Here is a 23,846-nt window from a genome sequence, read left to right on the forward strand (position 1 = left end):
GGCCAATGTCGCGCTGTGATGAGTCCATGACGCTCACCGCTCCCGTTGCCGCCGCCGCTCCCCCGGCGGGCCAGTGGCGCCTCCGACCCGTGCCGCGCCTGCTGGTGGGCCTGATCCTCTACGGATTCGCCGACGCGATGATGATCCGCGCGGCGATCGGCGTGGACCCGTGGACCGTCTTCGCCCAGGGGGTCGCGCACCAGACCGGGCGCGGGATCGGACTGCTCACGAACGTGATCGGCCTGCTCGTCCTGCTGCTGTGGATCCCCCTCCGACAGCGGCCCGGTCTCGGCACCGTGCTGAACGTGCTCGTGGTCGGCACGATGATCGATGTCGGGCTGCGCGTGCTGGCGACGCCGGACGAGTGGTGGGCCCGCGGCCTGCTCTTCGCCGGAGGCCTCGTGCTTCTGGCGGTCGCGAGCGGGATCTACATCGGCGCCCACCTCGGTCCGGGGCCCCGCGACGGACTGATGCTGGGCCTGCACACCCGCACGGGCCTGCCGATCTGGGTGGCGCGCTCGGGCGTCGAGCTCACGGTGCTGCTCATCGGCTGGGCCCTCGGCGGCGACGCCGGCCTCGGCACCCTCCTCTTCGCGGTGCTGATCGGGCCGCTCTGCTCGGTGACCCTGCCTCTGCTCGGGGTGCGGAGGCACTGACCCGCGTACGACGGAGGCCCCGCCTCCCGGACCGGTTCCGGGAGGCGGGGCCGTCGCGATCGGATCGGCTAGCGCTTGGCCGCGATCTCCGCACGCATCCGCGACGCCTCGTCGGAGTCCTGGATCGAGGCGATCCCCTCGGTGATCGAGGTGCCCGACGCGGGGGCCTCGTGCTCGTCCGCTCCGAGCGTGGTCTCGTCGAACGGCGAGCGTCCGCCGAGGACCTCGCGGACCTGCACCATGTCGATCTGCTTGGTCCAGGTGCCCACGAGCAGGGTGGCGACCGCGTTGCCGGTGAAGTTGGTGACCGCGCGGGCCTCGGACATGAAGCGGTCGATGCCGACGATCACGCCGACGCCGTTGACCAGGTCGGGGCGGAAGGACTGGAGGCCGCCGGCCAGCGTGGCCAGGCCCGCTCCGGTGACGCCCGCGGCGCCCTTCGAGGCGATCATCATGAAGAGGAGGAGGCCGATCTGCTCCGGGATCGACATCGGCGCTCCGGTGGCCGAGGCGATGAACAGCGACGCCATCGTGAGGTAGATCGCCGTGCCGTCGAGGTTGAAGGAGTAGCCGGTGGGCACGGTGATGCCGACGACGGGCTTGGAGACGCCGAGGTGCTCCATCTTCGCGATCAGGCGGGGCAGCGCCGCCTCCGAGGAGGAGGTGCCGACGATCAGCAGGTACTCGCGGGCCAGGTACTTCATCAGCGAGAAGATGCTGACGCCGGTCACCAGGCGCAGCAGCAGGCCGAGGACGACGACCACGAAGATCGCGCAGGTGATGTAGAAGCCGATCATCAGGGTGGCGAGAGCGACGACCGCTCCCCAGCCGGTCTTGCCGACGACCGCGGCGATGGCGCCGAACGCGCCGATCGGGGCGACCCAGAGCACCATCGAGAGGATGCGGAAGACCAGGACCTGGAGCTGCTTGATCGCTCCGAGGATCGGCTGGCCCTTGGCGCCCATCTTCTGCAGCGCGAAGCCGACGAGCAGCGCGACGAAGAGGGTCTGCAGGATGCTGCCGTCCACGAGCGAGGAGAACAGCGAGACGGGGATGATCCCGAGGACGAAGTCGCTGGTGCTCTCGGCCTTGAGGTCGCTGGTGTCGTAGGTGGCGCTCGAGATGTCGAGGCCCTCGCCCGGGTGCAGGATGTTGCCGACGACGAGGCCGATCGCCAGGGCGAAGGTCGACATCACGATGAAGTAGCCCAGCGCGAGTCCGCCGACCTTGCCGACCGTGGCGGCCTTCGCGATGGAGCCGATGCCGATGACGATGGTGCAGAAGATGATCGGCGCGATCATCATCTTGATCAGTCCGACGAAGGCCTTGCCGACGGGCTCGAGCGTCGCCGCGAAGGCGGGAGCGACGAGTCCGACCACGACGCCGGCGACCACGGCGATGATGACGGCGATGTAGAGCCAGTGGTTCCGGTCGATGCGCCGCCGGATCTTCGGAGGGGTGACCGCGGGGATCAGCCGGTCGGACGGCGTCTGAGGCGTCTTCGCCATGGGGGTGTCCTTCTCTTCGTCGAGGTGAGGGGGTAGGACGATGGTGGCCCCGCCTCCGGAGCCCGGCACGGTTGCGTTCATACTGTTCACGGCGGGGCGCCCCGAGCGCTCGCTCACGAGGGAGTGGCATGGTCAGGACGCCGAGCGCACGCGGACCGCGCGGCAGCATCGCCGCGCGCCTGTTCGCCGTGCAGCTGCTGAGCATCCTGCTGATCGCCGCAGCGGCCGTCGCGGTGCTGGCCCTCGACGCGCGGAGCCGGGCGGGCGACGAGGCCGCCCAGCGGAGCCTCGTCGTGGCGCGGACGGTGGCCGACAATCCGTTCGTCCTCGAGTCGACGGCCGGCGCGGACCCCTCCGCGAGCCTGCAGCCGTACGCCGAGGAGGTCATGCGGGACACCGGCGTCGACTTCCTCACGATCATGGCCCCCGACCGCACCCGGTACACCCACCGCGACCGCGACCGGATCGGCCTGCCGTTCCAGGGCACGATCGAGCCCGCGCTGGAGGGGCGGACCTTCACCGAGACGTACGCCGGCACGCTCGGGCCCTCCGTCCGCGCCGTCGCACCGATCGAGGACGCCGACGGCGCGGTCGTCGCGCTCGTGTCGGCGGGCGTCACGCTCTCGGCCGTGGACGCCTCCTTCGCCGCCCGCGTGCAGGTCGTCGCGTGGGGCGCGCTCGGTGCGGTCGCGCTCGGCGCACTCGGCTCGTGGCTCCTCGCCCGCTACCTGCGGCGGGTCACGGGCGGGCGGGGCCCGGAGCAGATGAGCCAGGTCTTCGCCTACTACGAGTCCGTCCTGCACTCGGTGCGGGAGGGGCTGCTGCTGGTCGACGACCGCGGCCGACTGGTGCTCGCCAACGACCACGCGCTGGAGCTGCTCGGGCTCGAGGGCGTGCGGACGCCGGTGCCGGTCGCCGAGCTCGACCTCCCCGTCGCCCTGCGCGAGCTGCTGCAGGACGACGAGCCCGTCTCGGACCGCCTGGTCGTGGCCCGCGAGCGGATCCTCGTGGTGAACGAGCGGCCCGCCGCCTCCCCCGGCGCCCGCCCCTTGGGCACGGTCGTCACGCTCCGTGACCGCACCGAGCTGCAGCGGGTGAGCGGCGAGCTGGAGTCGCTGCGCACCCTCTCGGACGCGCTGCGCTCGCAGACCCACGAGTTCTCGAACCGCCTGCACACCATCGCGTCGCTGATCGAGCTCGGCCGCCCCGACGAGGCGCTCGCGTTCGCCGCCGGCGAGCTGAACCTCAGCCAGCGCCTGGCCGACCGGGTCCTCGGCTCCGTGCAGGAGCCGGTGATCGCCGCCCTGCTGCTGGGCAAGGCCGCGCAGGCCCGCGAGCGCGGCGTCGAGCTGCACTTCGAGACGCACCTCGAGCCCGGCACGCAGGGGCAGGAGCCCGGGGACCTCGTGACGGTGCTGGGCAATCTGATCGACAACGCCCTCGACGCGGCCGCCTCCTCCGCTCCGGACCGCGAGCCGTGGGTGGAGGTCTACCTCGGCCTCGCGGAGGGCGAGCTGGTGGTGCAGGTGTCGGACAGCGGCCCCGGAGTCGCGAGCGCCGCCGACGTCTTCGCGCGCGGCTACTCGACGAAGGAGTCGGACGGCTTCGGCCGCGGCATCGGCCTGGCGCTGGTGCAGCAGGTGGTGGAGCGGCTCGGCGGCTCGATCGAGGTCTCGCGCCACGTCGGCGCGGTGTTCACGGTGCAGCTGCCGCTGCCCGCGCGGGTGGCGTCGTGATCCGGGTGCTCGTCGTCGAGGACGAGCCTCTGACCGCGAGCGCCCACGCCGACTACGTCCGGCGGGTCGACGGCTTCGAGGTGGCCGCGGTCGCCGGCAGCGGCGCGGAGGCGATCCGGGCGCTGCGCGCGGACCCGGGCATCGCGCTGATCCTGCTCGACATGAACCTGCCGGACATGGGCGGCCTCGACCTCTGCCGGGCCGTCCGGGCGGCGGGCCTGGACGTCGACGTCATCGCGATCACCGCTGTCCGCGACGCCGCGAACGTGCGCGCCTCCGTCGCCGCCGGCATCGTGCAGTACCTGATCAAGCCGTTCGTCTTCAGCGCGTTCGCCGCCAAGCTCGCCAGCTACCGGTCGTACCGCGAGCGGATGCACGGCGCCGACGTCGCCAGCCAGCACGAGGTGGACGGGGCCTTCGCGGCGCTCCGCACCTCCAACGCCCCGGGTCTGGCCAAGGGGCTCTCGGCCCAGACCCTCGAGGCCGTCACCGCACTGCTGGGCCCCGTCGGCCTCTCGGCGGCCGAGCTCGCCACCCGCCTCGACATCTCGCGGGTGACGGCCCGCCGCTACCTCGAGCATCTCGCCGACTCCGGAGTGGCGGACCGCGCGCCCCGCTACGGCTCCCCCGGCCGCCCGGAGCTGGAGTACCGCCGCCGCTGAGCGCGCGTCAGGCGGCCCGCAGTGCGGCGGCGATCTCGTCCTCGATCAGGTCGTGGTTGATCGCCGCGCCCACGCGCAGCCCGTCGGCGGACGAGGCGACGACCTGCGCCATCGGCTCGACCAGCGAGCCCGCGGCGAAGACCCCGGCGACGCCGGCCCGGCCCATCGGATCGACGGCGAGGTGCCGCGCGACTCCCGACGGGTGGTCGGCGAGCTCGAGGCCGAGCCCCTCGGGGAGCCGCCCCTCGACCCGCGGGCCGACGACGAGCGCGTCGAGCTCGTGCCGCCGACCGTCGATCACCACGCCGACCAGGCGGTCGTCCTCGACGAGGACCTTCTCGACGCGGCCCGGCACGAGTGCGATCCCGCGGGCGGCAAGCGCCGCCGCCTCGTCGCCGGCGGGCACGGGTGCGCCGTGGAGCAGGATCGACGTCCGGTCGCTGAGCTGCCGGAACATCTGCGCCTGGTGCCCGGCGAACGAGCTGCCGAGCACGCCGATCCGCCGGCCGCGCACCTCGAAGCCGTGGCAGTAGGGGCAGTGCAGGACGTCCCGTCCCCAGCGGGCGCCGAGCCCGGGGATCTCCGGCAGCAGGTCGCGGACGCCGGTCGCGAGCAGGAGGCGGCGCGCGCGGAGGACCGTGCCGTCGGCGAGGGTCGCGGTCACGCCCTCGGCACCCGCGGAGGCGCGGACCGCCTCGCCCTCGACCACCCGGGCACCGTAGCCCTCGGCCTCGGCGCGCGCCAGGCGCACCAGCTCCGTGGGCGGGACGCCGTCGCGGGTCAGCACGTTGTGGGCACCGGGCGAGGGTGCGTTGCGCGGAGGTCCGCCGTCGACGACGAGGACGTCGCGGAGACTGCGGCCGAGGGCGGTGGCAGCGGCGAGGCCGGCGAAGGAGGCGCCGAGGATCAGGACGTCGGCGGGGGCGGGGACGGACGGGCCGGTGGGGGCGTCGGTGGAGGTCATGGGTCGATGGTCCGCCGCCCCGGGGCGGGCCGCGAGGATCCGTGCCGTTCCGGCATGCGGCGCGACCGCACGTGCCAGGATGGCGTCGTGCCCGAGACCCCGCCCGCCCCGTCCGACGACGAGATCGTCGCCGCCGTCGGGCCACGGCTCCGGCGCCTGCGCACCCGCCGCGACCGCACGCTCGCGTCCCTCGCGGCCGAGACCGGCATCTCGGCGAGCACCCTCTCGCGCCTCGAGAGCGGAGGCCGTCGCGCGACGCTGGAGCTGCTCCTCCCGATCGCCCGCGCCCTCGGGGTGCCGCTCGACGAGCTCGTCGGCGCCGCGCCGGAGGATCCCCGCGTGCACGGCCGGCCGGTGCGCCGGAACGGCATGCTCATCCAGCCGCTCAGCCGCGACGCGGGTGCGCTCCAGGCGTTCAAGCACACGCTCCCGGCCGGGCCGGTGACGGAGCCGGCGGAGCAACGCGCGCACGAGGGCTTCGAGTGGCTCTACGTGCTGAGCGGGCGGCTCCGCCTGCGGCTCGGCGAGCACGATCTGGTGCTGCCGGCCGGCGAGGCCGCCGAGTTCGACACCCGGGTGCCGCACTGGTTCGGCCGCGCCGACGAGCAGCAGGTCGAGTTCCTCAGCCTCTTCGGCCGCCAGGGCGAGCGGATGCACGTGCGCGCGTCCACGCGCCGCTGAGCGCGGTCACGCCTCGCCGAGCACCTCGCGCGCGAAGCCCTCGGTGCGCGCCCGCAGAGTCGCGATCCGCTGCGCTCGCGCCGCCTCGAGGTCGAACCCGATGTAGGCCACCGACGGGCGCCGCCGCACGTTCACCGAGCACTCGAAGCGGGAGCAGACGAGCGTGCCGAGCGAGTCCCCCGCCCGCCCGGCCGCTCCGGCCTTCCGCGCCCCGAAGAAGACGACGTCGTTCGGGAGCTGCACGTCGCGGCACCACGAGCACTGCGCCCGCGAGCGCGGCAGGGCGTCGGCCTGGGTGAGCAGGACCCCGACGAGGCGCTCCTCCAGCGGCACGACGACGTAGGCGCGGCGGCCCATCCTCCGGTCGCGCCACCCGAGATGGTCGATGACCGACCAGTCCAGCGCGTCGAAGTCCTTCGGCAGCGCGAGATCGGCGACCTCCTTGCGGGAGGCGTTGACGAAGGACTCGCGGATCTCGGTCTCGGTCAGTGGCTGCATAGCGCTTCCGAGCCTAGGCCGGGATCAGCCCAGGTGGGCGACGGCCTCCTTCGGAGCATGGGCGAGGAACTCCTCCTTCCTCACCCGGATCATCGCGACGGCGACGACGGAGGCGACGACCAGCCCGATCGCGGCCGCGACGAAGACCGCGGAGTAGCCGTCGACGAAGGCGACCGGCGACTGCTGCTCACCCGCGACTCCCGCGTAGAGGGTCGTGAAGATCGACAGCCCGATCGAGCCGCCGATCTGCATGGCGGCGTTGGCGGTCGCTCCGGCGGCACCGGCGTCGTGGGCCGCGACTCCTGTGAGCGCGAGGTTCTGCAGCGGCACGAAGACCATCGCCATGCCGACGCCCAGGAGGATCAGCGCGGGCAGCACCTCGAGGAGGTAGCCGCCGTCGGGGGTGATGCGGCTCAGGTAGAGGAGCCCGGCCGCCGCGATCAGCGGGCCGACGATCATCAGCACGCGCGGGCCGGTGCGCGGCAGCAGCTTGGCGGCGACTCCCGCGACGATCATGATCGTCACCGTCATCGGCAGATTGGCCAGGCCCGCCTCGAGCGGCGGCAGGCCCAGGACCAGCTGCAGGTGCAGGGTCAGGTAGAGGGTGGAGCCGATCATCACGCTGCCGACGATCGCCTGGACCAGGAAGGCTCCGCCGCGGACGCGGTCGGCGACGATGCGCAGCGGCAGCGACGGGTGGTCCGAGCGGGCCTGGATCCGCACGAAGAGGGCCAGCAGCAGCACGCCGACGAGGAGGAAGCCGAGGGTGTCGACGCGGAGCCAGCCCTGCTCGGCGAGGGTGAAGCCGTAGACGACGCTCGCGAGCCCGAGCGCGACGGTGATCGTCCCGGCGACGTCGAAGCGGTTGCGCCCCTCCGCGCGGCTCTCGGTGACGAGCAGCTGGCCGGCGATCGCGCCGACCACGACGACGGGGACGTTGACGAGGAGGCACCAGCGCCAGTCGGCGAACTCGGTGAGCAGCCCGCCCAGCACGAGGCCGACGGCGGCGCCCGCTCCGGCGACCGCTCCGAAGACGGCGAAGGCCGTGCCCCGCTCGCGGCCGGAGGGGAAGGAGACGGTGAGGAGGGCCAGAGCGGCCGGAGCGAGCAGCGCGGCGAAGGCGCCCTGCAGCCCGCGGGCGGCGATCAGCTCGGTGCCGGAGGTGGCGAGGCCGCCCCAGGCGGAGGCGGCGCCGAAGCCGATCATCCCGATCAGGTAGGTGCGCTTGCGGCCGGTGTAGTCGGCGATGCGGCCGCCCAGGAGCAGGAGCGCGCCGAACGCGAGGGCGTAGGCGGTGACGACCCACTGGCGCTCGACGTCGGTGAGGCCGAGATCGGCCTGCGCGGCGGGGAGGGCGATCGTGACGATGGTGCCGTCGAGCACGACGACGAGCTGCGTGAGCGCGAGGATCACGAGCACCCACCAGCGGCGGGCGGAGGAGGGAGCGGACGGGGAGGGCATGGCGGCCTTTCACACGGAGCGGAGCGGGACCGGCGGGTCCGGATCCGAGCCGCGTCATCGGGGCCGAACCACCCCAACCAGTTGGTTGGGCGAAGAAGAGTGTATCGTTCGAGCGCCCGGAGGTGAACCATGGAGCCGACATCCGATGCGGCGCTGCCCGCGCGCGAGCGGATCCTCCGCGCGGCCTCCGTCGAGTTCGCCGCCCACGGCTTCGCGGGCGCCCGGGTCGACCGTGTGGCCGCGGCGGCGGGTCTGAACAAGGAGCGGCTCTACGCCTACTACGGCGGCAAGCGCGGCCTGTTCGTCGCGACCGTCGTCGAGGCGCTCGGCGCTCTCGACGAGACGCTCCTCGCCGAGGCGGCGGATCTCCCCGACCTCGCGGGCCGCATGTTCGACCACGTGTGGGAGCACCCGGAGTTCCTGCGCCTGCTCACCTGGGCGCGCCTGGAGGGAGCCGGCGTCTGGGAGGAGGCCGGCGAGCAGCTCGGCGGGGTCCCCGCCCCCGAGGCCCGGGTCCTCGAGTGGCAGCGCACCGGCGTCGTCGACGCGAGCTGGTCCGCCGACGACCTCTTCATCGCCCTCCTCGGCCTCTGCGAGATCTGGCACCTCACCCCCTTCGCCTCCCGGGGCGGGGAGGAGACGCGCGACCGCCGCCGCGCCTTCGTCGTGCACGTCGCGCAGCTGGTGGGCGCACCGCGCTGAGGCCGACCCCTCCCCCGGCAACGGAAGCGACGTCGGCATCGTCCGATCCGGACGCGGTGGACGGGGCGGCTCATCCCTCCGAGCCGGAACCCGACGGATCGGAGGGGAGTGGGAGGTCCCACGGATCCGGCTTCGGGACGACCCCTTCATCACCCGGAAGGACCGCGCCCGCCGCGCGCTGAGCCTCGTCCTCGAGGAGGAGTGATTCGAAATCGCCGGGCGCACACGGCATCTCCGCCCCGATCATGTACATCTCCTCGACAGCGCCGGTGACGAAGCTCGCCCGCAGCACCGGTCCGCCCTGCCCGTAGACCGTCGGGCGCGGAGTCGAATCGGTCACTCTCACCGTCATCCCCAGCGACTCCCAGTAGTCCGCGACCTTCCGCGCATCCCCCTCGACATCGGTGCCCGCCGGAGCCCACCAGTCGTAGCTGTAGCTCGCACCGCTCACCCGGTCGCCGGGGCCGCACACATCGGGCCTGGCCGCGCCGCTCCGCGGCCACCACCCCTCCACATCGAGCCGCCCCGCGGAGTCCCGCACGAACTCCACCACCCGGTCCCGACCCTCCCGAGGACTCATCGTGCTCACCGGTCTCGTCTCCTTCCCAGTTGCACAAGCGGTCATCGACATCACGAGCAGAGCGGCGAGGGTCAGCGAGACGCCCGTCCGCTGAGGAGAGCCTCTACCCGCCATGGGAGGCTCCCACGACCGCCTTCTGGAAGGCGGTCGGTCCGAGCGGCCGGTTCTCGGTCAGCAGGTCGAGTCGCCGGGAGACGGCCCACGCCGCGTTCTGCAGGGACTCGGTGTTCGTGTCGAGGTACCCCGCGAGATCGCCGTCGTCGCTCTTCAGCGCAGCGTGATCCGTCACGATCCTCCCGGCGTCGCCTCCGGTCTCCACACCGAAGACGCGCGCGCCGAAGTCCTCGTCAGCGGGATCCGTGTGGTGGTTCCAGCTGAAGGCGCGGCCCATCCACGCGGCCTCGTCGCCGCTCTCGGTCTCGCCGAGGTACTTGTCCCGCGCCTGCCCCGCGAAGACGGATTCCGCGTGCAGGTCGCTCGCCTCGTCGACGCTGTCCGGGAGGCCGGCCGAGCCCAGCGTCACGACGACCCCGAGCTCGACGTCCGAGCGCGAGGCGGCGACGGCCATGACGGTGCTGCCGTAGGAGTGGGCGACGACGTTCGGCTTCGGCAGGTCGTCGCCCCGGACCGCGGAGAGCCCCTGGACAGCCGAGGCGAGTGCGGCGCCGCCGGCGACCGCCTGGTTCGAGGTGAGGACGTCCATGCCGTTCCCGCCGAGCCGCGCCATCGGCGGGGTCTCGTAGCCGATCCAGGAGACGACGGCGCTGCCGGGCGGGAGGAGCGACTGCAGATTCTGCGACGCCTTCGTCCATCGGGTCATGCTCTCCGTCGTCTGTCCCATCCCGGGGACGGCGTAGGTGACGTTCGTGGCGGTGTCGGGATCGCCGATCGAGACGGCGGCGAGCAGAGGCTCGTCGGCGGTCAGGGAGATGAGGAAGCGCGGGTCCTGACCGAGACCGCGCCGGAGCGATGCCCGCACGTCCCTCAGCGCCACCAGCTGCGACTCCACCGCCGCGAGTCGCTCCCCGTCGCCCGCCTTCCCGCGCAGGCCCGCCGCCTCGCTCCTCAGCGCCACGATCCGCGCCCTCAGCGCCCTCTCGTTCGCCCTCACCCGGGCGCGGTAGGGAACACCCTCCAGATTCCCGATCACCCCGGGCAGACCGGCGACCAGCGCCTCCTGCTGCGGCGAGAAGCGCGCGCCGTCCGTGGAGTCGAGGCTCCGCCACCAGTCGTTCACGAGGGTCGGAGCCAGTCGCCCGAGGCGCGCCGCGAGGTCGGGCGACGCCGCCAGGAGTGTCGCGAGATCGTCGGACGAGAGCGCCGCGAGGGAGTCGAGCAGGCTCCGGCCGCCCCGGGGCCGCGCCAGGGTGCCGACGGCGTCGAGGACGGGAACGGAGAGCGCCGCTCCCCCGGCGGCGGTGAAGGCCAGGGAGATCTGCTCGACCCAGGTCGCGTCGGCCGCACCGATCGACAGCAGCTCGCGGAAGCCCCGGAGCACCGAGAAGGACTCGACCGGCGCCCACGAGCAGCGGTTGCCGAAGGCTCCCCAGGCGGCCATCAGATCCTGGAGCCGGGAGCGCATCGCCTCGTCCGCCTGCCGGGTCTGCGAGACGAAGACGTCGAGGCGCTCGGGGTCGGCGGAGGTCGTGCCTCCCGCGGCGGGGCCGCCCGGGGACGTGCGGGGCACCGACCGGGGGGAGAACAGCGCACGGATCGGCGGAGGCACGACCGGCCGATCGGACGGCGGCCGGTCGACGACCTCCTCGACTCCCGCCGCGAGGGCCGCGACCGGATCGAGGCGGCGCTGCCGCTCGCGCTCGTCCGCCCGCCGCTCCCAGGCCGCGTACTCCTCCCGGCGCCGACGCTCCTCCTCGGCCTTCCTCGCCACGAGCCGCACCGTGTCGGCGAGCTCGTGCAGCTCGGCGCTCAGCCGACCGCGGTTCTCCCTGTCGCAGAGGCGGACCCGGCGGAACAGCTCGGCGTACGCGCCGCGGAACTCGCCCAGTGCGTACTCGGCAGCGACGGACCTCAGCAGCTCCTGGGAGGCGAGCGCCTCCGCCGCCTCGTCCGAGGTGCGGACCAGCTCCGCCGCTGCTGCATGATCGAAAGAGAACAGGGTCATCGCCTCCTGAGTGAGAACATCTCAGGAAATGTAGAACGACCACGACGGCGTCGGCCCCGGGTGGCGCGAGACGGCGCGCGGTCAGCGCGCCCGCGCCGCGTCCGGCGGCACGCAGAAGTGGCGCGGACCGCATCGGTCCGCGCCACTCGTTCAGATCACGCGGCTCACTCCGCCGCGGTCAGCCGCTCCAGGTACCCCGCGAACGCGCGCAGGTCCTCCTCGGGCCATGCGCTCAGCGCCTCCTGCATCCGCTGCCGCTGACGGCCGCCGAGGTCGCGCATCCGCTCGCATCCGGCCGCGCTGAGCGAGAGGAACCGCGCTCGGCCGTCGGCGGGATCGGAGGTCATCTCGACCAGGCCCAGCTCGGCGAGCTGGCGGGCCTGGCGGCTGATCGCGCTGCGGTCGACCCCGAGCCGCTCCGCCGCGGCACCGGAGTGGACCGGACCGCAGCGCTCGAGGATCCGCAGCAGCCGCAGTCCGAAGGGCGGCAGCGCCGGGTCGATCGACGCCGCCGCGTCCCGGACGGCGAGGCGCACCTGGACGGCGAGCACGGTGATCTGCTCCTCGACCTCGTGCAGCGCCTCGGCCGAGGGCGCGGCGGCGGGCATCAGGAGCGCTCGATCACGTCGACGGAGCCGGTGGGAGCAGCGTGCCGGGCGTGCCCGACCGGCTCCTCCTGCCGCTCCTCGTCGGCGTGGCGGCCGTGTCCGACGGGAGTGGCCTCGCGACCCTCCCGGGCGTGCGTCGCGTCGTCCGTCCGCCGGGCCTGGCCGACGGGGCGGAGCGCCGCCTGGCCGTCCGAGGCGGCGATGAGGGCGTCCTCCGCGGCCTGCAACGGAGTGGTCGGCTCCGCCTTGAGCTGCACCGCGTTCTTCGAGCCGAGGCTCACGTTGGGCAGGAGGACGACGGCGATCAGCGTGACCACGGCGAGCGGGATGCTGTAGAGGAACACGTCGCCGACGCCGATCCCGTAGGCGCTCTCGACCACGACGCGCACGGCGTCGGGCAGGGTCGCCGGCTGCGGGATCGTGCCGCTGCCCAGCGCCTGCGCGGCGAGAGCCTGGTCGGCGGGAGCGAGCCCCGCGATGCCGGTCTTGATGCGGTCGGCGATCACGGTGCCGAGCATCGAGCCCAGGACCGAGACTCCGACGGTGCCGCCGAGGCTGCGGAAGAACGTGACCGCGCTGGTCGCGACGCCGAGGTTCTTCACCTCGATCGAGTTCTGCACCACCAGGACGAGGTTCTGCATCAGCATGCCCAGGCCGGCGCCGAGGACGGCCATGTAGATCCCGACGAGGACCAGGTTCGTGTCGTAGCGGAGGGTGCTGAGGAGGGAGGTTCCGATCACGGCGAGCACGCCGCCGCTGATCATGATCGCCTTCCACTTGCCGGTGCGGGAGATGATCCCGCCGAAGATCGTCGAGGCGATCAGCAGGCCGGCCATCATCGGGATGGTGAGCAGGCCCGACTGGGTCGGCGTGGCTCCGCGGGCCAGCTGCATGTACTGCGCGAGGAAGACGGCGACGCCGAACATCGAGACGCCGACCGAGATGCTCGCCACGACGGCGAGGCTGAAGGTGCGGTTCTTGAACATCCCCATCGGGATGATCGGCTCGGCCACGGTGAGCTCGGTGATCACGGCGGCGATGAGCAGCACGACGGCGCCGCCGACCATGACCGCGGTCTCCCACGAGGCCCAGTCGAAGTTCTTGCCGGCGAGGGAGACCCAGATCAGCAGGAGCGAGACTCCGCCCGCGATGAGCACGGCGCCGAGGTAGTCGATCCGCACCTTGCGCTTCGGGTGCGCGGGGAGGCGGAGGGTCATCTGGAGGAGGACGATCGCGACGATCGCGACGGGCATCGCGATGAAGAAGTTCCAGCGCCAGCCGAACGCGTCGGTCACGACGCCGCCCAGGAGCGGGCCGCCGACGGTGCCGATCGCCATCACGCCGCCGAAGAGGCCGGCGTACTTGCCGCGCTCACGGGGGCTGATGATGTCGGCCATGATGATCTGGCTCAGCGCGGCGAGTCCGCCGGCGCCCAGGCCCTGGAACACGCGGAAGACGATCAGCATGTTCGTGTCCTGCGAGAAGCCGGCCAGAGCGGAGCCGACGACGAACAGCCCGAGGGCGAGCTGGATCAGCAGCTTGCGGTTGAACAGGTCGGCGAACTTGCCCCAGAGCGGGGTGGAGACCGTGGTCGCGAGCAGGGTCGCGGTGACGACCCAGGTGTAGGCGTTCTGGTCGCCCTTGAGGTCGGAGATGATCCGGGGCAGCGAGGTCGACACGACCGTGCCCGCGAGGATCGAGACGAACATGCCCAGCAGCAGGCCGCTGAGCGATTCGAGCACCTGGCGGTGCGACATGGCGCCGTCCGGCCCGGCGGGGGCGTGCGGCGCGGTGGTTCCGCGCGATGCGGCGCGGTGTTCGGGGTGTGACATGGGCTCCTCTTCAGCACGGCGGCGTTTCTAGTTGACCGCGATCAACTATTGACCGAGAGCAACTATATAGCCGGGCGTCACGAATCTCCAGTGGCACTCTGCTGCCGTCCAGGCGCCGCTCCGGCCGCGCCTATCCTCGGAGCATGGACAACATCGATCGGAAGATCCTCGATCTGCTGCGCCAGAACTCCCGCGCGGGCTACGGCGACATCGGCGGCGTGGTCGGGCTCTCCGCCTCCGCGGTGAAGCGCCGCGTCGACCGACTCGTGGCCGACGGCGTGATCCGCGGCTTCACGATCAAGGTCGACCCCGCGGTCGACGGCATGGCCACCGAGGCCTACGTCGAGCTCTTCTGCCGCGGCACCGTCGCTCCGGACGAGCTCCGCCGCATCCTCTCCGCGGTCCCCGAGGTCGTCGACGCGGGCACGGTCACCGGCTCCGCCGACGCGATCGTCCACATCCGCTCGCGCGACATCCCCAGCCTCGAGCTCGCCCTCGAGAAGGTCCGCATCGCGCCCAACGTCGACCACACGCGCTCCGCGATCGTCCTCTCCCGCCTCATCCAGCGCAGCGAGGCCTGACGGATCGCGCCACCTCCTCGACGCGCGTCGCGACCGCCTGGTACTCCATACCTGTATGGTGAATCCATGAGGGCGAGCATGAGCGACAGGGAACAGGCCGGTACGGCGGCACGACGGAGACGGCGCATCTGGCTGATGCTGCCGGCACTGTTCGTCGGCGTCCTGGCCGGGCACCTCGTCGCGACCGCGGTGGGCGCCGAGGATCCGTGGGACGTCGTGGTCACCGCCGCCGTCGCGGCAGCGGTGGCGTCCGTCGTCCTCGCCCTCGTCGACCGGCGGCGCTGAGCCCTCCCTCCTGGATCGGAATCCGAGGGAGGGAACGACGATGGAACGACAGAGGACGAGCACGGCACTGGTCGCGGCGGCGGCCGCTCTGCTGGCGGTGCCGCTGTTCACAGCGCAGGCCGCGCACGCCGAGCCGGCGAGGCAGGAGACGAGCAGCCGGGTGCACCTCGAGGCACGGGGCGGATCGGCGTCGACGGTGACCTTCGACGTCACCGACGGCACGCGGATCGTCGAGCTGGCGGGCGGCGGGGTCGGCTTCACGGACGGCGCCGAGACGTCCGACGCACTCCCGGAGAGGATCGACGTCGGACGCGGCCGCACCGTGTCGGGCCACTGGTCGATCGACGACTCCGACACGCTCACCTTCCACTTCGCCCCGGACTCGGCGTCCCGCTCCGCGGTACGCGGCCTGCACCTGAACAGCGACTGGAGCTCGCCCGAGTGGGGCCACTGCGTCGCCGGGAGCGGCGTCAGCGGTGCCGCGACCGGCGGGGTGATCGGTGCGATCTCCGGTCCCGGCGCGATCGCCTCCGCGACCGGCGGGCTGCTCGCGGGGATCATCGGCGGAGCGATCACCTGCTGAGCGCCGCCTCCTGAACGACCCGGATCAGGCGGGCGCGTCCGCTGCGGTGTGGACGCGCTCCCCGCCGATCCAGGTGCCCAGCACCCGGGTGTCCCCGATCGCCCCGGGGTCGCCGGCGAAGGGGTCCCGGTCCAGCAGGGCGAAGTCCGCCGCGAGTCCCACGGCGATCGAGCCCGACTCGCCCTCCAGGCCGTTCACCCACGCCGAGCCGGCCGTGGAGGCGGAGAGGGCGGTGGCGAGGTCGAGGCGCTGCTCCGGGAGGAACACCTCCTCGCTCCACCCCGGCTCGCGCTCGGACGGCGCCGAGAGCCGGTTCACCGCGACGTGGATCGCGGCGAGCGGGTCGGGCGTCGACACCGGCCAGTCGCTCCCCGACGCGAGCACCGCGCCCGAGCGGAGCAGATCGCCGAACGGGTACTGCCACGAGCCGCGCCGCTCACCGAGGAACGGCAGCGTCAGCTCCACCATCTGCGGCTCCGCCGAGGCCCACAGCATCTGCAGGTTCGCCGCGACGTCGAGCGCACGGAAGCGCGGCAGGTCGTCCGGATGCACGACCTGCAGGTGCGCGAGGTGGTGGCGGTTGCCGCGGCGCCCGTTCGCCTCGATCGCCCGCTCGACGGCGTCCAGGCACTCGCGCACGGCGCGATCGCCGATCGCGTGGAAGTGCACCTGGAACCCGGCCGCGTCCAGGAGCGGCACGGCCTCGTTCAGGAGGCGCGGGTCGACCATCGAGAGGCCGTCGCCGTGACCGTGGCCGCCGTGCCCGTCGAGGTAGGGCTCGAGCATCGCCGCCGTGAAGTTCTCGGCGACCCCGTCCTGCATGATCTTGACGGTCGTCGGCGCGAAGCCGTCGGCGGCGAGCGCCGCGCGCCGCTCGACGAGCTCCGGGATCTGCTCGACGCCGCGGCCCCGGTCCCACCACAGCGCACCGCGGACGCGCCCGGTCAGCTCGCCGCTCAGCGCCGCGCGGCGGTACACCGGACCGGGGTCGCCCACATCGCCGTAGGAGCCGATGATCGCGTCCTGCCACGCCGTCACTCCGAACGAGTGCAGGGTCTCCTGCCCGAGGAGCAGCGCGCGGTGGAGCTCGTCCGCGCTCGCGGGCGGGAGGTGGCGGCGGACCGCGTCCATCGCCCCCTCGTGCAGGGTGCCGGAGGGGGTGCCGTCGGCCAGGCGCTCGATGCGGCCGTCGGCGGGGTCCGGCGTCGTGCGGTCGATCCCCGCGAGGCGCAGTGCGGCGGAGTTGACCCAGGCACCGTGCCCGTCGGCGTTGGTGAGGAAGGCGGGCCGGTCAGGGACGACCGTGTCGAGCTCGCGGGCGGTCGGGGTGCCTCCGGGGAAGTCGGGCAGGTTCCACCCGCCGCCGAGGATCCACTCCGCTCCGCTCTCCCGAGCCGCGTACTCGGCGACCGTCGCCAGGTGCTCGGCGGGCGACCCTCCCGCTCCGAGCCAGCAGCGCAGCAGCGCGGCGCCGCCCCAGACCGGGTGCACGTGGGCGTCCTGGAAGCCGGGGACGAGCATCCGGCCCTCGAGGTCGACCACCTCGGTGCGCGGCCCGATCAGGTCGGAGGCGTCGGCGCCGACCGCGACGATCCGCCCTCCGACGACAGCGACGCCGTGCGCTCGGGAGCGCACGGCGTCGGCGGTGAAGACGGCGCCGCCGGTCAGGACGAGATCGGCGGCGCGCACGGGTTCAGAAGCCCGCGGGAGCGAAGGCCTGCGTCATCTGGGAGAAGAGGGACACCGTCCAGCCGATCGCGATGAGGAACGACACGACCACGACGCCGAGGAAGACCCAGAGCGGGAGGAGTCCGCCGCCGGTCACGCGCTTCACGACCACGCTTCGGCCGATCACGTAGACGTAGGGAGCGGCGAGGAAGGCCCACGCCCAGTGGAACGGACGCTGCAGGCCGGCTCGCTTCAGCTGGCGCCAGTCGAGGAAGGCGAAGACGACCTCCGCCGCGTAGATCAGGAAGCCGACGACCTGGAGCACGCCGAGGCCGACGAGGTAGGCGGTCGACATCCCCATCGAGGAGCTCGGCCCGTAGGTCGAGGCCATCGACGAGTCGACGATCGCGCTCGGCGGGAGGAGGAAGATCGACAGCGCCGAGAGCAGCGGCAGGAGGACCACCACCCAGATCCACGGGGTGGACGTGACGATGCTCGTGTCGCGCTGCTGCACGGGTGCTCCGGGAGCCGCGGCGTAGGCCGGGTACTGCGGCTGCTGCTGGCCGTAGGGCTGTTGCTGCTGCTGGCCGTAGGGCTGCTGGCCGTACCCCTGCTGGCCGTACTGCTGGGGAGCCTGCTGGCCGTAGCCCTGCTGCGGCTGCTGCTGGCCGGAGGGCTGCTGCGGCTGCGGCTGCTGACCGGCGCCCTGCTGGCCGTAGCCCTGCTGCCCGTAGCTCTGCTGCGGGTCGGCGGACGACGGCTGCTGCGGATACCGACCCGAGGCCGACTGCCCATAGCTCGTCGCCGCTCCGCTCGACGTCTCCCCGTAGGCGGGACGCTCGGCGGGCGGCGCGGGCGGAGTCGGTGCGGTCGGCGGAACGGGAGTCGCGGCGGCCTGCGCCGACCCGCTCTCGGCCGGGGCGGTGGGAGTGGCCGCCGGCGCGTCGCGGAGCGACTCCGTCCAGCCGGTCCCGTCCCACCAGCGCTGACGGGACGAGCCCGCCGGGTCCGGGTACCACCCGGCGCGGGGTCCGGAGGCCTCGCCGCCCGTGCTCGCGCCCTGGTCCGTGCCGGTTCCGTTGTCGTCCGTCATGGCGTCCTCCACTCCCCTCCGGGCGTCTGCCCGCGATCTCGGACCACCGTAGCGCCGCGACACGATGCATGGCCTGAGGGCGGGCTGATCGCGCGCTGTCCGAGCGCTGTCCGCTCCGGCAGACGCCGGAGGCCGCCGACCGCCAGGATGGACGCATGCCCCACCTCCTCCGAGCCCGCGCCGCCCTCTTCGACATGGACGGGACGCTCGTCGACTCGACGGCCGTCGTCGAGACCATCTGGGGCGCCTTCGCCGAGCGCTTCGCTCTCGACCACGACGCGGTGCTCGGCGCCGTTCACGGTGTCCGCGCCGCCGACAGCGTCCGCCGCTTCGCTCCGGCCGGCAGCGACGTCGGCGCGATCGTCGCGGAGCTCGACGCGTACGAGCTCGAGCACACCGAGGGCACCGTCGAGATCCCCGGCGCGACGGCGTTCCTCGCCTCACTCCCCCGCGAGCGCGTCGCCCTGGTCACGTCCGCGAGCCCGGCACTGGCGGCCGCCCGTCTGGCCGCGGCGGGCGTGCCCTCCCCCGACACCGTCGTCACCGCGCACGACGTCGCGAACGGCAAGCCTGCTCCCGACGGCTACCTCGCCGCCGCGGCCCTGCTCGGCGTCTCCCCCGAGGACGCGCTGGTGTTCGAAGACGCCGAGGCCGGCATCCGGGCGGGTCTGGACGCCGGCATGCGCGTCATCGTCGTCGGGAGCCACGAGAGTGCGAGCACCCGGGGGCTGCCCCGGATCGCGCACTACTCCGACGCGCACGCCGCGCTCGAGGGCGACGAGCTCGTCGTCACCCTCGGCGGGCCTCAGTAGCGGATCGCGTCGATCACCTTCACCCGCACGGCGACGATCGCCGGCACCAGGCCCGCGAGCGCGCCGACGAGGGTCGCCGCCCCGAGCCCGAGCAGCGCCGCCTCGGCCGGGAAAGGCGGGATGTCGGCGATCCCGTTGTCCTGCACGAAGGCCACCGTCCACGGGTTGGTGACGAGGATGACCGCGATCGTCACGCCGACCACTCCGGCGACCACGGTCGCCACGACGCTCTCCATCATGATCGAGAAGAAGATGCGGCCGGAGGAGGCGCCGAAGCTGCGCCGGATGCCGATCTCGCGGATCCGCTGCCGGACGGTGACCAGGGCGATGTTGAGCAGTCCGAGCGCGCCGAGCGCCAGCACCAGGCCCGCCACGCCGCCGATCACCCAGGTCAGCACGCCGAAGGGGTCGGAGTCGTAGACCAGGTAGTCCTGCCGGTCGACCGACACCTCGAAGTCGGATCCCAGGGCGCCGGCCACGTCGCGCTCCACCGCCGCGGCGAGGGGCTCGGCCAGGTCGAGCGGCACCCACATCTCGTAGTTCGGCACGCCCTGCCCGCCGTACTGCGGGTCGGCGTCGCGGGCGACCGCCGGGTAGGCGTCCGCGAGCATCATCATCGACGGATCCGTCTCGAACTGCGAGGAGGGAGTCACGCCGACCACCACGCCCGTGACGTCGCGCTCGGAGCCGAGCAGGGTGACCACCGGGTGGGTGCGCAGATCCGGGCTCCCGATCCGCTCCCAGAAGCGCTCGTTGACGACGAGTGCGGGAGCGAGGCGCTGGGAGTCGCGGGCGGTGAACCAGGAGCCGTCCACGATCTTCAGCCGGTGCATCTCGGCGAAGGGCTGGTCGACCGCCTGCACCGCGACGTCGACGGCGCCGTCGGCGAACTGGACGCGCGCGCTGCCGTAGGTCGAGCGGCTCGCGTAGGTGATGGAGTACCGCTCCAGCGCACCGGTCCACGCGGCCTGGAGTGCGTCGGCATCCACCTCGGCGGTGCCGGTGCCGGAGGTGTAGGCGGAGAGGAAGAGGCTCGCCGGGCGCCCGCTGGAACGCTCGGCCTGCTCGATGCTGGCCTGGCGGGCGATGCCGCCGGCGGCGACGACCGCGGTCAGGGCGGCGACGGCCACCGCGACTCCGACCAGCGAGAGCAGCACGCGGCCGCGGTGGATCCGCAGCTCGGTCCACGCCTCGACGATCGCGCCGGCGATCCCGACGAGCACGCGCATCAGACGACCACCGCCTCGGCGACGGGGCCCGCATCCGCGGTCGAGCCCAGTCGGCCGTGGTCGAGCCGGTAGTGGCGCTCGGCCCGCGCCGCGATGGCCGGGTCGTGGGTGATGGTGACCAGCGCGGAGCCGGACTCGCGGGCGATCTCGTCGAGCAGGCCCATCACGCTCTCGCCGGTGTCGGTGTCGAGGGCGCCCGTCGGCTCGTCGGCGAGGATCAGCCGCGGTCGGCGCACCAGGGCGCGGGCGATCGCGATCCGCTGCTGCTCGCCGCCGGACATGCGCCCGGGCATCGAGTCCACGCGGTGCCCGAGGCCGACGCGCTCCAGCATCTCGGCCGCGAGGTCGCGGCGGCGCCAGAACTCCGATCCGGTCGCGTAGAGCAGCGGCGTCATCACGTTCTCGCGGGCGGTCCGCCCCTCCAGCAGGTTGAACTGCTGGAAGATGAAGCCGATGCTGCCGCCGCGGATGCGCGCGCGGGCCCGCGAGGACAGGGTCTCGGTGGGAGCACCCTCGAGCAGCATCCGACCCTCGGTCGGCTCGTCGATCAGTCCGAGGATGTTGAGCAGCGTCGACTTGCCGGAGCCGCTGCGCCCCACGACCGAGACGTGGTCGCCCTCGCCCACCTCGAGATCGACGCCGTCGAGGATCGTCAGCGGCGGCGCATCGGGCAGCGGGACGACCTTGCGGATCCCCTCGAGCCGGAGGATCGTCACGAGCAGAAGACCGAGCCGTCGGGCTGCGCGATGCAGTCGCCGCCCAGCTGGACGTCGGGAGCAGCCTCCTCCGCGCCCGGCACGAACTGCAGGAGCTCGGCGCCCTCCTCCACTCCGCCGGTGATCTCGACGGAGCTGCCGTCGGTGAGTCCCAGCGTCACCGGGACCTCCTCGGTGCTGCCGTCGTCCGCCCGGCGGAACACGACGCCGGACTGGGCGGTGCCCTCGACCGCGGTGGTCGGCACGACGAGGACGTCCTCCGCCTTGCCTCCCGCGAGCGTCACCGAGGCGGCGAGCCCGGGGAACACGGTGACCTCCGTCGGCACCTGGCAGGTGAAGCTCGTGCCGGAGCCGCCGGTGGAGGTTCCACCGCCGCCGCCGTCCGTCGCTCCGCCGGTCGTGCCGCCCTCGCCGGCTCCGGCGAGAGGGGTGCTGATGGTGAGGTCGGTGCAGGTGAAGCCGGCGGGCCCGCCGGTGATCGCGACCTGTGCCTCCGTCGGCCGGTTCTGGATGCGGTAGAGCTGCTGCGCGTCGATCGTGCCGGTGACGGCGTAGCTCGGCGGCGCGACCTGTCCGGTCACCTCGCCGACCGTGACGGCCTGGTCGTGGATGACGCCGAGCGCGCTGAGGGTGCCGCCGGTCGCGGCGTAGACCCGCTCGAAGCGCACGGAGGGCTCCTGCTGGGTGAGGGTGACGGCGCCGTCCGGGCCGGTCGTCTCGACCGGGTCGCGCTGAGTCTCGACGCGGATGTCGTAGATGAGATCGCCCGACGCGACGGCCGCGCCCTGCTGCACGTAGACGTCGTCGACCGTTCCGGCCGCCGTCGCCTTCAGCGGCACGGCGGGGTCGGCGGCGACGGTGCCCTGGAGGGTGAGGTCGTTGGTGACCGTGCCGCGGGCGACCGTGACGGTCGGCTCGGTGATCTCACCGGTCGGCTGCGTCGGATCGGCCTCGGCCGCGCCGTCCGGGAAGAACGCGATCTTCACCAGGGCGATGCTCGCCGCTCCGATGATGACCATCCACACGATCGGGAACACCCAACGCCGAACCGCACCCATCAAGTCCCCCGACTCCGCTTCCAGAGCGCTCCGCCGTGGGGCGCCGGAGGCAGCCTATCCGGCGGGGAGGTCGCGGTCCGGACCGTGGCGCGCCCGTCAGCCGGCGAGCGCCGCGACGATCGAGGCGACGCGGCGCGCCCTCGTCTCGGCGGCCTTCGCGCCCTCGACCGACGTGACGTGGGCCTTCCGCGCGCTGGGCGAGAGCGCGGCGAAGCGCTCCACAGCGCCCGCTGAGGCCAGCGCGGACGCCAGGTCCTCCGGCACGACGACCTCGCGCCGCGCGGTGTCGAGCTCGATCACGACGTCGATCGCGTCACCGCCGGCGAGCTGCGTCTCGCGGCGCTTCTCGGCCGAGAACGGGATGAGCGCGCGTCCGCCCATCGCTCCGACCGTGCTGGTGAAGCGGTAGCCGTTCACCGTCACCGCGACGGCGGGACGCTTGCCGCCGCCGAGTGCCTCGAGGACCTCGGGCGGCACCTCGATGCCGGTGTTGTTGCCGATCCGGAAGAGCGTCGTGGTGAACTGCACGAGGCGATGATGGCACGGACTCCGCGTGTCGCGCGGCCGATCGCCGTACGGATGCGGAGGGCCGTCGACTCGATCCTCGTCGACCTCCCGTTCACGGATCCGGAGCGCTCGAGGGCGTTCTCCCCGGCGCTCGGCCGGACCCTGGATCCTCTGTTCAGCGATGACGCCGCCTGCTCCGTCGCCTCCGAGCACGTGTCCGCGATGGTCGTCCCGCACCTCTCCTTCTCGACCTCCAGGTCGAAGGAGATCATCGACGCGCGCTCCCGGGTGCAGGGCCTCTTCGCGGTGAGCGTCGGCAGCCGGGAGGAGGTCGGCGAGGTGCTCGGGAACGGGCCGGCCTCCGGCGGCGCCGAGCCGGTCGCGGTGCAGGACCTCGGCTCCATGCGGGCGCGCGGCCTCGAGGACCCTGACAGCCACGTCCGGGAGTCCCTGTACACGGATCCGGCCGCGGCCGAGGCCGGTCCGCCCCGGGAGTGAGGGGTCGGCGCGCTCAGCAGGAGCGGGTGTCGGGGTCTCCGAGCGAGGAGCGCACGGCGTCGACCGTCATCCTGCCCTCGGGGTCGAGCCGGGCGAGCATGCGCGACATGATGTCGGCCAGCTGCGGGATCTGCTCGGCGTCGAGCGGATCGATGACGTCGGCCAGCACGGTCGCGACGTGACCGGGCGCCGTGTCGACGATCTTCTGGAGGCCGGCGTCGGTGAGCACCGCGTTCGTGGCGCGGCCGTCGGAGGCGCAGGGGCGGCGCTCGAGGTAGCCGCGGGCGACGAGGCGGGTCACCACGTGCGAGAGCCGGGGCAGGGTCGCGTTGGTGCGGGCGGCGAGCGTGGTCATCCGGAGGGCGCGGTCGGGCGCCTCGGACAGCATCGCCAGCGTCAGGTACTCGAAGTGCGTGAGTCCCGCGTCGCGCTGCAGCTGAGTGTCGAGGGCGCCCGGCAGCAGTTCCACGACCGCGATGAAGCGCAGCCAGGCGTCGAGCTGATCGGGCGTCAGCCAGCGTGTCTCGGGCGCACTCATCCCCCCACCCTACCCACTACTTGCCGCGACAAGTAAGTCCCCCGCGCCTCGTCGAGCCGCGTCCCGGGGCTCCGTCGGGAGGCCGACCCGCGCCAGCCTGATCCCACCATCGTCGCGAGCACCGCCCCCGAGGCCAACCAGCGATCCGCGTACCAGCGGATCGCTGCAGCCGTAGGCACCCCGCCCTGCAGAACGCACCCCGTCAAGAAGCCGACCGCACTACACACGATCCCCACGACCCCCGCGAGCACCGCCCCCCGAGGCGAAC

General features: G+C 73.2%; 25 protein-coding genes. 10 read left to right on the forward strand and 15 right to left on the reverse strand.

The genetic code is table 11. The features are described from left to right. The first annotated feature begins 26 nt into the window (after positions 1–26). On the forward strand, positions 27–656 hold the full coding sequence (locus tag C5C25_RS04590; RefSeq protein ID WP_308470785.1) for a hypothetical protein: 630 nt from the start codon (positions 27–29) through the stop codon (positions 654–656). Between the two features lie 68 nt (positions 657–724). Here the strand turns inward: C5C25_RS04590 and C5C25_RS04595 are convergent, their stop codons facing one another. After that, positions 725–2,164 carry a cation:dicarboxylate symporter family transporter gene (locus C5C25_RS04595; RefSeq protein WP_104249880.1) on the reverse strand — a complete coding sequence of 480 codons (1,440 nt, stop codon included), beginning with the start codon at positions 2,162–2,164 and terminating at the stop codon, positions 725–727. A 128-nt stretch (positions 2,165–2,292) separates the two neighbouring features. Between C5C25_RS04595 and C5C25_RS04600 the strand changes: the two genes are divergently transcribed. Both C5C25_RS04600 and C5C25_RS04605 read left to right on the forward strand, forming a co-directional pair. Next, positions 2,293–3,900: a sensor histidine kinase gene (locus tag C5C25_RS04600; RefSeq protein WP_104249881.1), complete on the forward strand. Its 1,608-nt coding sequence runs from the start codon at positions 2,293–2,295 to the stop codon at positions 3,898–3,900. Beyond that, complete coding sequence (locus tag C5C25_RS04605) at positions 3,897–4,562, forward strand: response regulator (protein ID WP_104223809.1); 666 nt, start codon at positions 3,897–3,899, stop codon at positions 4,560–4,562. Before C5C25_RS04600 ends, C5C25_RS04605 begins: the two co-directional genes overlap by 4 nt. Before the next feature lie 7 nt (positions 4,563–4,569). On the opposite strand, the gene C5C25_RS04610 is transcribed toward C5C25_RS04605, so the two are convergent. Then, complete coding sequence (locus C5C25_RS04610) at positions 4,570–5,526, reverse strand: NAD(P)/FAD-dependent oxidoreductase (RefSeq protein WP_104249882.1); 957 nt, start codon at positions 5,524–5,526, stop codon at positions 4,570–4,572. An 87-nt stretch (positions 5,527–5,613) separates the two neighbouring features. On the opposite strand from C5C25_RS04610, the gene C5C25_RS04615 reads away from it, so the two are divergent. After that, complete coding sequence (locus tag C5C25_RS04615; RefSeq protein ID WP_258069338.1) at positions 5,614–6,207, forward strand: helix-turn-helix domain-containing protein; 594 nt, start codon at positions 5,614–5,616, stop codon at positions 6,205–6,207. Between the two features lie 6 nt (positions 6,208–6,213). Here the strand turns inward: C5C25_RS04615 and C5C25_RS04620 are convergent, their stop codons facing one another. Further along, positions 6,214–6,705 (reverse strand): FBP domain-containing protein, encoded by a 492-nt coding sequence (locus C5C25_RS04620; RefSeq protein ID WP_104222848.1) that lies wholly within the window; start codon positions 6,703–6,705, stop codon positions 6,214–6,216. A 24-nt stretch (positions 6,706–6,729) separates the two neighbouring features. Then, positions 6,730–8,166 (reverse strand): MFS transporter, encoded by a 1,437-nt coding sequence (locus C5C25_RS04625; RefSeq protein WP_104249884.1) that lies wholly within the window; start codon positions 8,164–8,166, stop codon positions 6,730–6,732. 129 nt (positions 8,167–8,295) lie between these two features. Between C5C25_RS04625 and C5C25_RS04630 the strand changes: the two genes are divergently transcribed. Further along, positions 8,296–8,868: a TetR family transcriptional regulator gene (locus tag C5C25_RS04630; RefSeq protein WP_104222850.1), complete on the forward strand. Its 573-nt coding sequence runs from the start codon at positions 8,296–8,298 to the stop codon at positions 8,866–8,868. Between the two features lie 70 nt (positions 8,869–8,938). Here the strand turns inward: C5C25_RS04630 and C5C25_RS04635 are convergent, their stop codons facing one another. The 4 genes from C5C25_RS04635 to C5C25_RS04650 all read right to left on the reverse strand — a co-directional run bounded on the left by C5C25_RS04635 (position 8,939) and on the right by C5C25_RS04650 (position 13,935). Next, positions 8,939–9,502, reverse strand: a complete 564-nt coding sequence (locus C5C25_RS04635; RefSeq protein ID WP_146079424.1) for a hypothetical protein — start codon at positions 9,500–9,502, stop codon at positions 8,939–8,941. 49 nt (positions 9,503–9,551) lie between these two features. Then, complete coding sequence (locus C5C25_RS04640) at positions 9,552–11,570, reverse strand: alpha/beta hydrolase (protein ID WP_104249886.1); 2,019 nt, start codon at positions 11,568–11,570, stop codon at positions 9,552–9,554. Between the two features lie 164 nt (positions 11,571–11,734). After that, positions 11,735–12,178 (reverse strand): MarR family winged helix-turn-helix transcriptional regulator, encoded by a 444-nt coding sequence (locus C5C25_RS04645; protein ID WP_104222853.1) that lies wholly within the window; start codon positions 12,176–12,178, stop codon positions 11,735–11,737. After that, positions 12,178–13,935: an MDR family MFS transporter gene (locus tag C5C25_RS04650; protein WP_104249887.1), complete on the reverse strand. Its 1,758-nt coding sequence runs from the start codon at positions 13,933–13,935 to the stop codon at positions 12,178–12,180. The genes C5C25_RS04645 and C5C25_RS04650 overlap by 1 nt, the downstream gene beginning before the upstream one ends. Before the next feature lie 218 nt (positions 13,936–14,153). Between C5C25_RS04650 and C5C25_RS04655 the strand changes: the two genes are divergently transcribed. The 3 genes from C5C25_RS04655 to C5C25_RS04660 all read left to right on the forward strand — a co-directional run bounded on the left by C5C25_RS04655 (position 14,154) and on the right by C5C25_RS04660 (position 15,459). Then, positions 14,154–14,591, forward strand: a complete 438-nt coding sequence (locus C5C25_RS04655) for an Lrp/AsnC family transcriptional regulator (protein ID WP_104222855.1) — start codon at positions 14,154–14,156, stop codon at positions 14,589–14,591. A gap of 78 nt (positions 14,592–14,669) precedes the next feature. Continuing rightward, the gene (locus C5C25_RS16250) at positions 14,670–14,876 is read left to right on the forward strand and encodes a hypothetical protein (protein WP_146076614.1); all 207 of its coding nucleotides are present in this window, start codon (positions 14,670–14,672) and stop codon (positions 14,874–14,876) included. A gap of 40 nt (positions 14,877–14,916) precedes the next feature. Beyond that, on the forward strand, positions 14,917–15,459 hold the full coding sequence (locus C5C25_RS04660) for a hypothetical protein (protein ID WP_104249888.1): 543 nt from the start codon (positions 14,917–14,919) through the stop codon (positions 15,457–15,459). Positions 15,460–15,483: 24 nt separating this feature from the next. Here the strand turns inward: C5C25_RS04660 and C5C25_RS04665 are convergent, their stop codons facing one another. Both C5C25_RS04665 and C5C25_RS04670 read right to left on the reverse strand, forming a co-directional pair. Beyond that, positions 15,484–17,148, reverse strand: a complete 1,665-nt coding sequence (locus tag C5C25_RS04665) for an amidohydrolase (RefSeq protein ID WP_104249889.1) — start codon at positions 17,146–17,148, stop codon at positions 15,484–15,486. Positions 17,149–17,152: 4 nt separating this feature from the next. Further along, a complete protein-coding gene (locus C5C25_RS04670) occupies positions 17,153–18,220 on the reverse strand; it encodes a DUF2510 domain-containing protein (RefSeq protein ID WP_146079425.1) in 1,068 nt (355 codons plus the stop codon). 155 nt (positions 18,221–18,375) lie between these two features. Between C5C25_RS04670 and C5C25_RS04675 the strand changes: the two genes are divergently transcribed. Further along, positions 18,376–19,032, forward strand: a complete 657-nt coding sequence (locus C5C25_RS04675) for an HAD-IA family hydrolase (protein WP_104249891.1) — start codon at positions 18,376–18,378, stop codon at positions 19,030–19,032. Here C5C25_RS04675 and C5C25_RS04680 read toward each other — a convergent pair. The 4 genes from C5C25_RS04680 to C5C25_RS04695 all read right to left on the reverse strand — a co-directional run bounded on the left by C5C25_RS04680 (position 19,026) and on the right by C5C25_RS04695 (position 22,563). Further along, positions 19,026–20,261 carry an ABC transporter permease gene (locus C5C25_RS04680; protein ID WP_104249892.1) on the reverse strand — a complete coding sequence of 412 codons (1,236 nt, stop codon included), beginning with the start codon at positions 20,259–20,261 and terminating at the stop codon, positions 19,026–19,028. The two genes, C5C25_RS04675 and C5C25_RS04680, sit on opposite strands and share 7 nt — an antisense overlap. After that, the gene (locus C5C25_RS04685) at positions 20,261–20,977 is read right to left on the reverse strand and encodes an ABC transporter ATP-binding protein (protein WP_104249893.1); all 717 of its coding nucleotides are present in this window, start codon (positions 20,975–20,977) and stop codon (positions 20,261–20,263) included. The genes C5C25_RS04680 and C5C25_RS04685 overlap by 1 nt, the downstream gene beginning before the upstream one ends. Next, complete coding sequence (locus C5C25_RS04690; RefSeq protein WP_146079426.1) at positions 20,974–21,996, reverse strand: efflux RND transporter periplasmic adaptor subunit; 1,023 nt, start codon at positions 21,994–21,996, stop codon at positions 20,974–20,976. Before C5C25_RS04690 ends, C5C25_RS04685 begins: the two co-directional genes overlap by 4 nt. 135 nt (positions 21,997–22,131) lie before the next feature. Then, the gene (locus C5C25_RS04695; protein WP_104249895.1) at positions 22,132–22,563 is read right to left on the reverse strand and encodes a YdeI/OmpD-associated family protein; all 432 of its coding nucleotides are present in this window, start codon (positions 22,561–22,563) and stop codon (positions 22,132–22,134) included. Positions 22,564–22,572: 9 nt separating this feature from the next. Between C5C25_RS04695 and C5C25_RS04700 the strand changes: the two genes are divergently transcribed. Next, positions 22,573–23,040 carry a VOC family protein gene (locus C5C25_RS04700; RefSeq protein ID WP_258069339.1) on the forward strand — a complete coding sequence of 156 codons (468 nt, stop codon included), beginning with the start codon at positions 22,573–22,575 and terminating at the stop codon, positions 23,038–23,040. Between the two features lie 13 nt (positions 23,041–23,053). On the opposite strand, the gene C5C25_RS04705 is transcribed toward C5C25_RS04700, so the two are convergent. Further along, positions 23,054–23,578, reverse strand: coding sequence for a MarR family winged helix-turn-helix transcriptional regulator (locus C5C25_RS04705; RefSeq protein WP_104233099.1), 525 nt, complete (start codon positions 23,576–23,578; stop codon positions 23,054–23,056). Positions 23,579–23,846 lie beyond the last annotated feature (268 nt).

The sequence above is a fragment of the Rathayibacter sp. AY2B9 genome (assembly GCF_002931595.1).
Taxonomy (GTDB): Bacteria; Actinomycetota; Actinomycetes; order Actinomycetales; family Microbacteriaceae; genus Rathayibacter.

Bases quoted from the DNA above. Each gene is read 5' to 3' on its own strand.
- C5C25_RS04700 (WP_258069339.1), top strand. From the start codon at position 22,573: ATGGCACGGACTCCGCGTGTCGCGCGGCCGATCGCCGTACGGATGCGG.
- C5C25_RS04675 (WP_104249891.1), top strand. From the start codon at position 18,376: ATGCCCCACCTCCTCCGAGCCCGCGCCGCCCTCTTCGACATGGACGGG.
- C5C25_RS16250 (WP_146076614.1), top strand. From the start codon at position 14,670: ATGAGCGACAGGGAACAGGCCGGTACGGCGGCACGACGGAGACGGCGC.
- C5C25_RS04705 (WP_104233099.1), bottom strand. From the start codon at position 23,578: ATGAGTGCGCCCGAGACACGCTGGCTGACGCCCGATCAGCTCGACGCC.
- C5C25_RS04690 (WP_146079426.1), bottom strand. From the start codon at position 21,996: ATGGTCATCATCGGAGCGGCGAGCATCGCCCTGGTGAAGATCGCGTTC.
- C5C25_RS04655 (WP_104222855.1), top strand. From the start codon at position 14,154: ATGGACAACATCGATCGGAAGATCCTCGATCTGCTGCGCCAGAACTCC.
- C5C25_RS04640 (WP_104249886.1), bottom strand. From the start codon at position 11,570: ATGACCCTGTTCTCTTTCGATCATGCAGCAGCGGCGGAGCTGGTCCGC.
- C5C25_RS04595 (WP_104249880.1), bottom strand. From the start codon at position 2,164: ATGGCGAAGACGCCTCAGACGCCGTCCGACCGGCTGATCCCCGCGGTC.
- C5C25_RS04610 (WP_104249882.1), bottom strand. From the start codon at position 5,526: ATGACCTCCACCGACGCCCCCACCGGCCCGTCCGTCCCCGCCCCCGCC.
- C5C25_RS04625 (WP_104249884.1), bottom strand. From the start codon at position 8,166: ATGCCCTCCCCGTCCGCTCCCTCCTCCGCCCGCCGCTGGTGGGTGCTC.
- C5C25_RS04670 (WP_146079425.1), bottom strand. From the start codon at position 18,220: ATGACGGACGACAACGGAACCGGCACGGACCAGGGCGCGAGCACGGGC.
- C5C25_RS04620 (WP_104222848.1), bottom strand. From the start codon at position 6,705: ATGCAGCCACTGACCGAGACCGAGATCCGCGAGTCCTTCGTCAACGCC.
- C5C25_RS04645 (WP_104222853.1), bottom strand. From the start codon at position 12,178: ATGCCCGCCGCCGCGCCCTCGGCCGAGGCGCTGCACGAGGTCGAGGAG.
- C5C25_RS04630 (WP_104222850.1), top strand. From the start codon at position 8,296: ATGGAGCCGACATCCGATGCGGCGCTGCCCGCGCGCGAGCGGATCCTC.
- C5C25_RS04680 (WP_104249892.1), bottom strand. From the start codon at position 20,261: ATGCGCGTGCTCGTCGGGATCGCCGGCGCGATCGTCGAGGCGTGGACC.
- C5C25_RS04590 (WP_308470785.1), top strand. From the start codon at position 27: ATGACGCTCACCGCTCCCGTTGCCGCCGCCGCTCCCCCGGCGGGCCAG.
- C5C25_RS04660 (WP_104249888.1), top strand. From the start codon at position 14,917: ATGGAACGACAGAGGACGAGCACGGCACTGGTCGCGGCGGCGGCCGCT.
- C5C25_RS04650 (WP_104249887.1), bottom strand. From the start codon at position 13,935: ATGTCGCACCGCCAGGTGCTCGAATCGCTCAGCGGCCTGCTGCTGGGC.
- C5C25_RS04600 (WP_104249881.1), top strand. From the start codon at position 2,293: ATGGTCAGGACGCCGAGCGCACGCGGACCGCGCGGCAGCATCGCCGCG.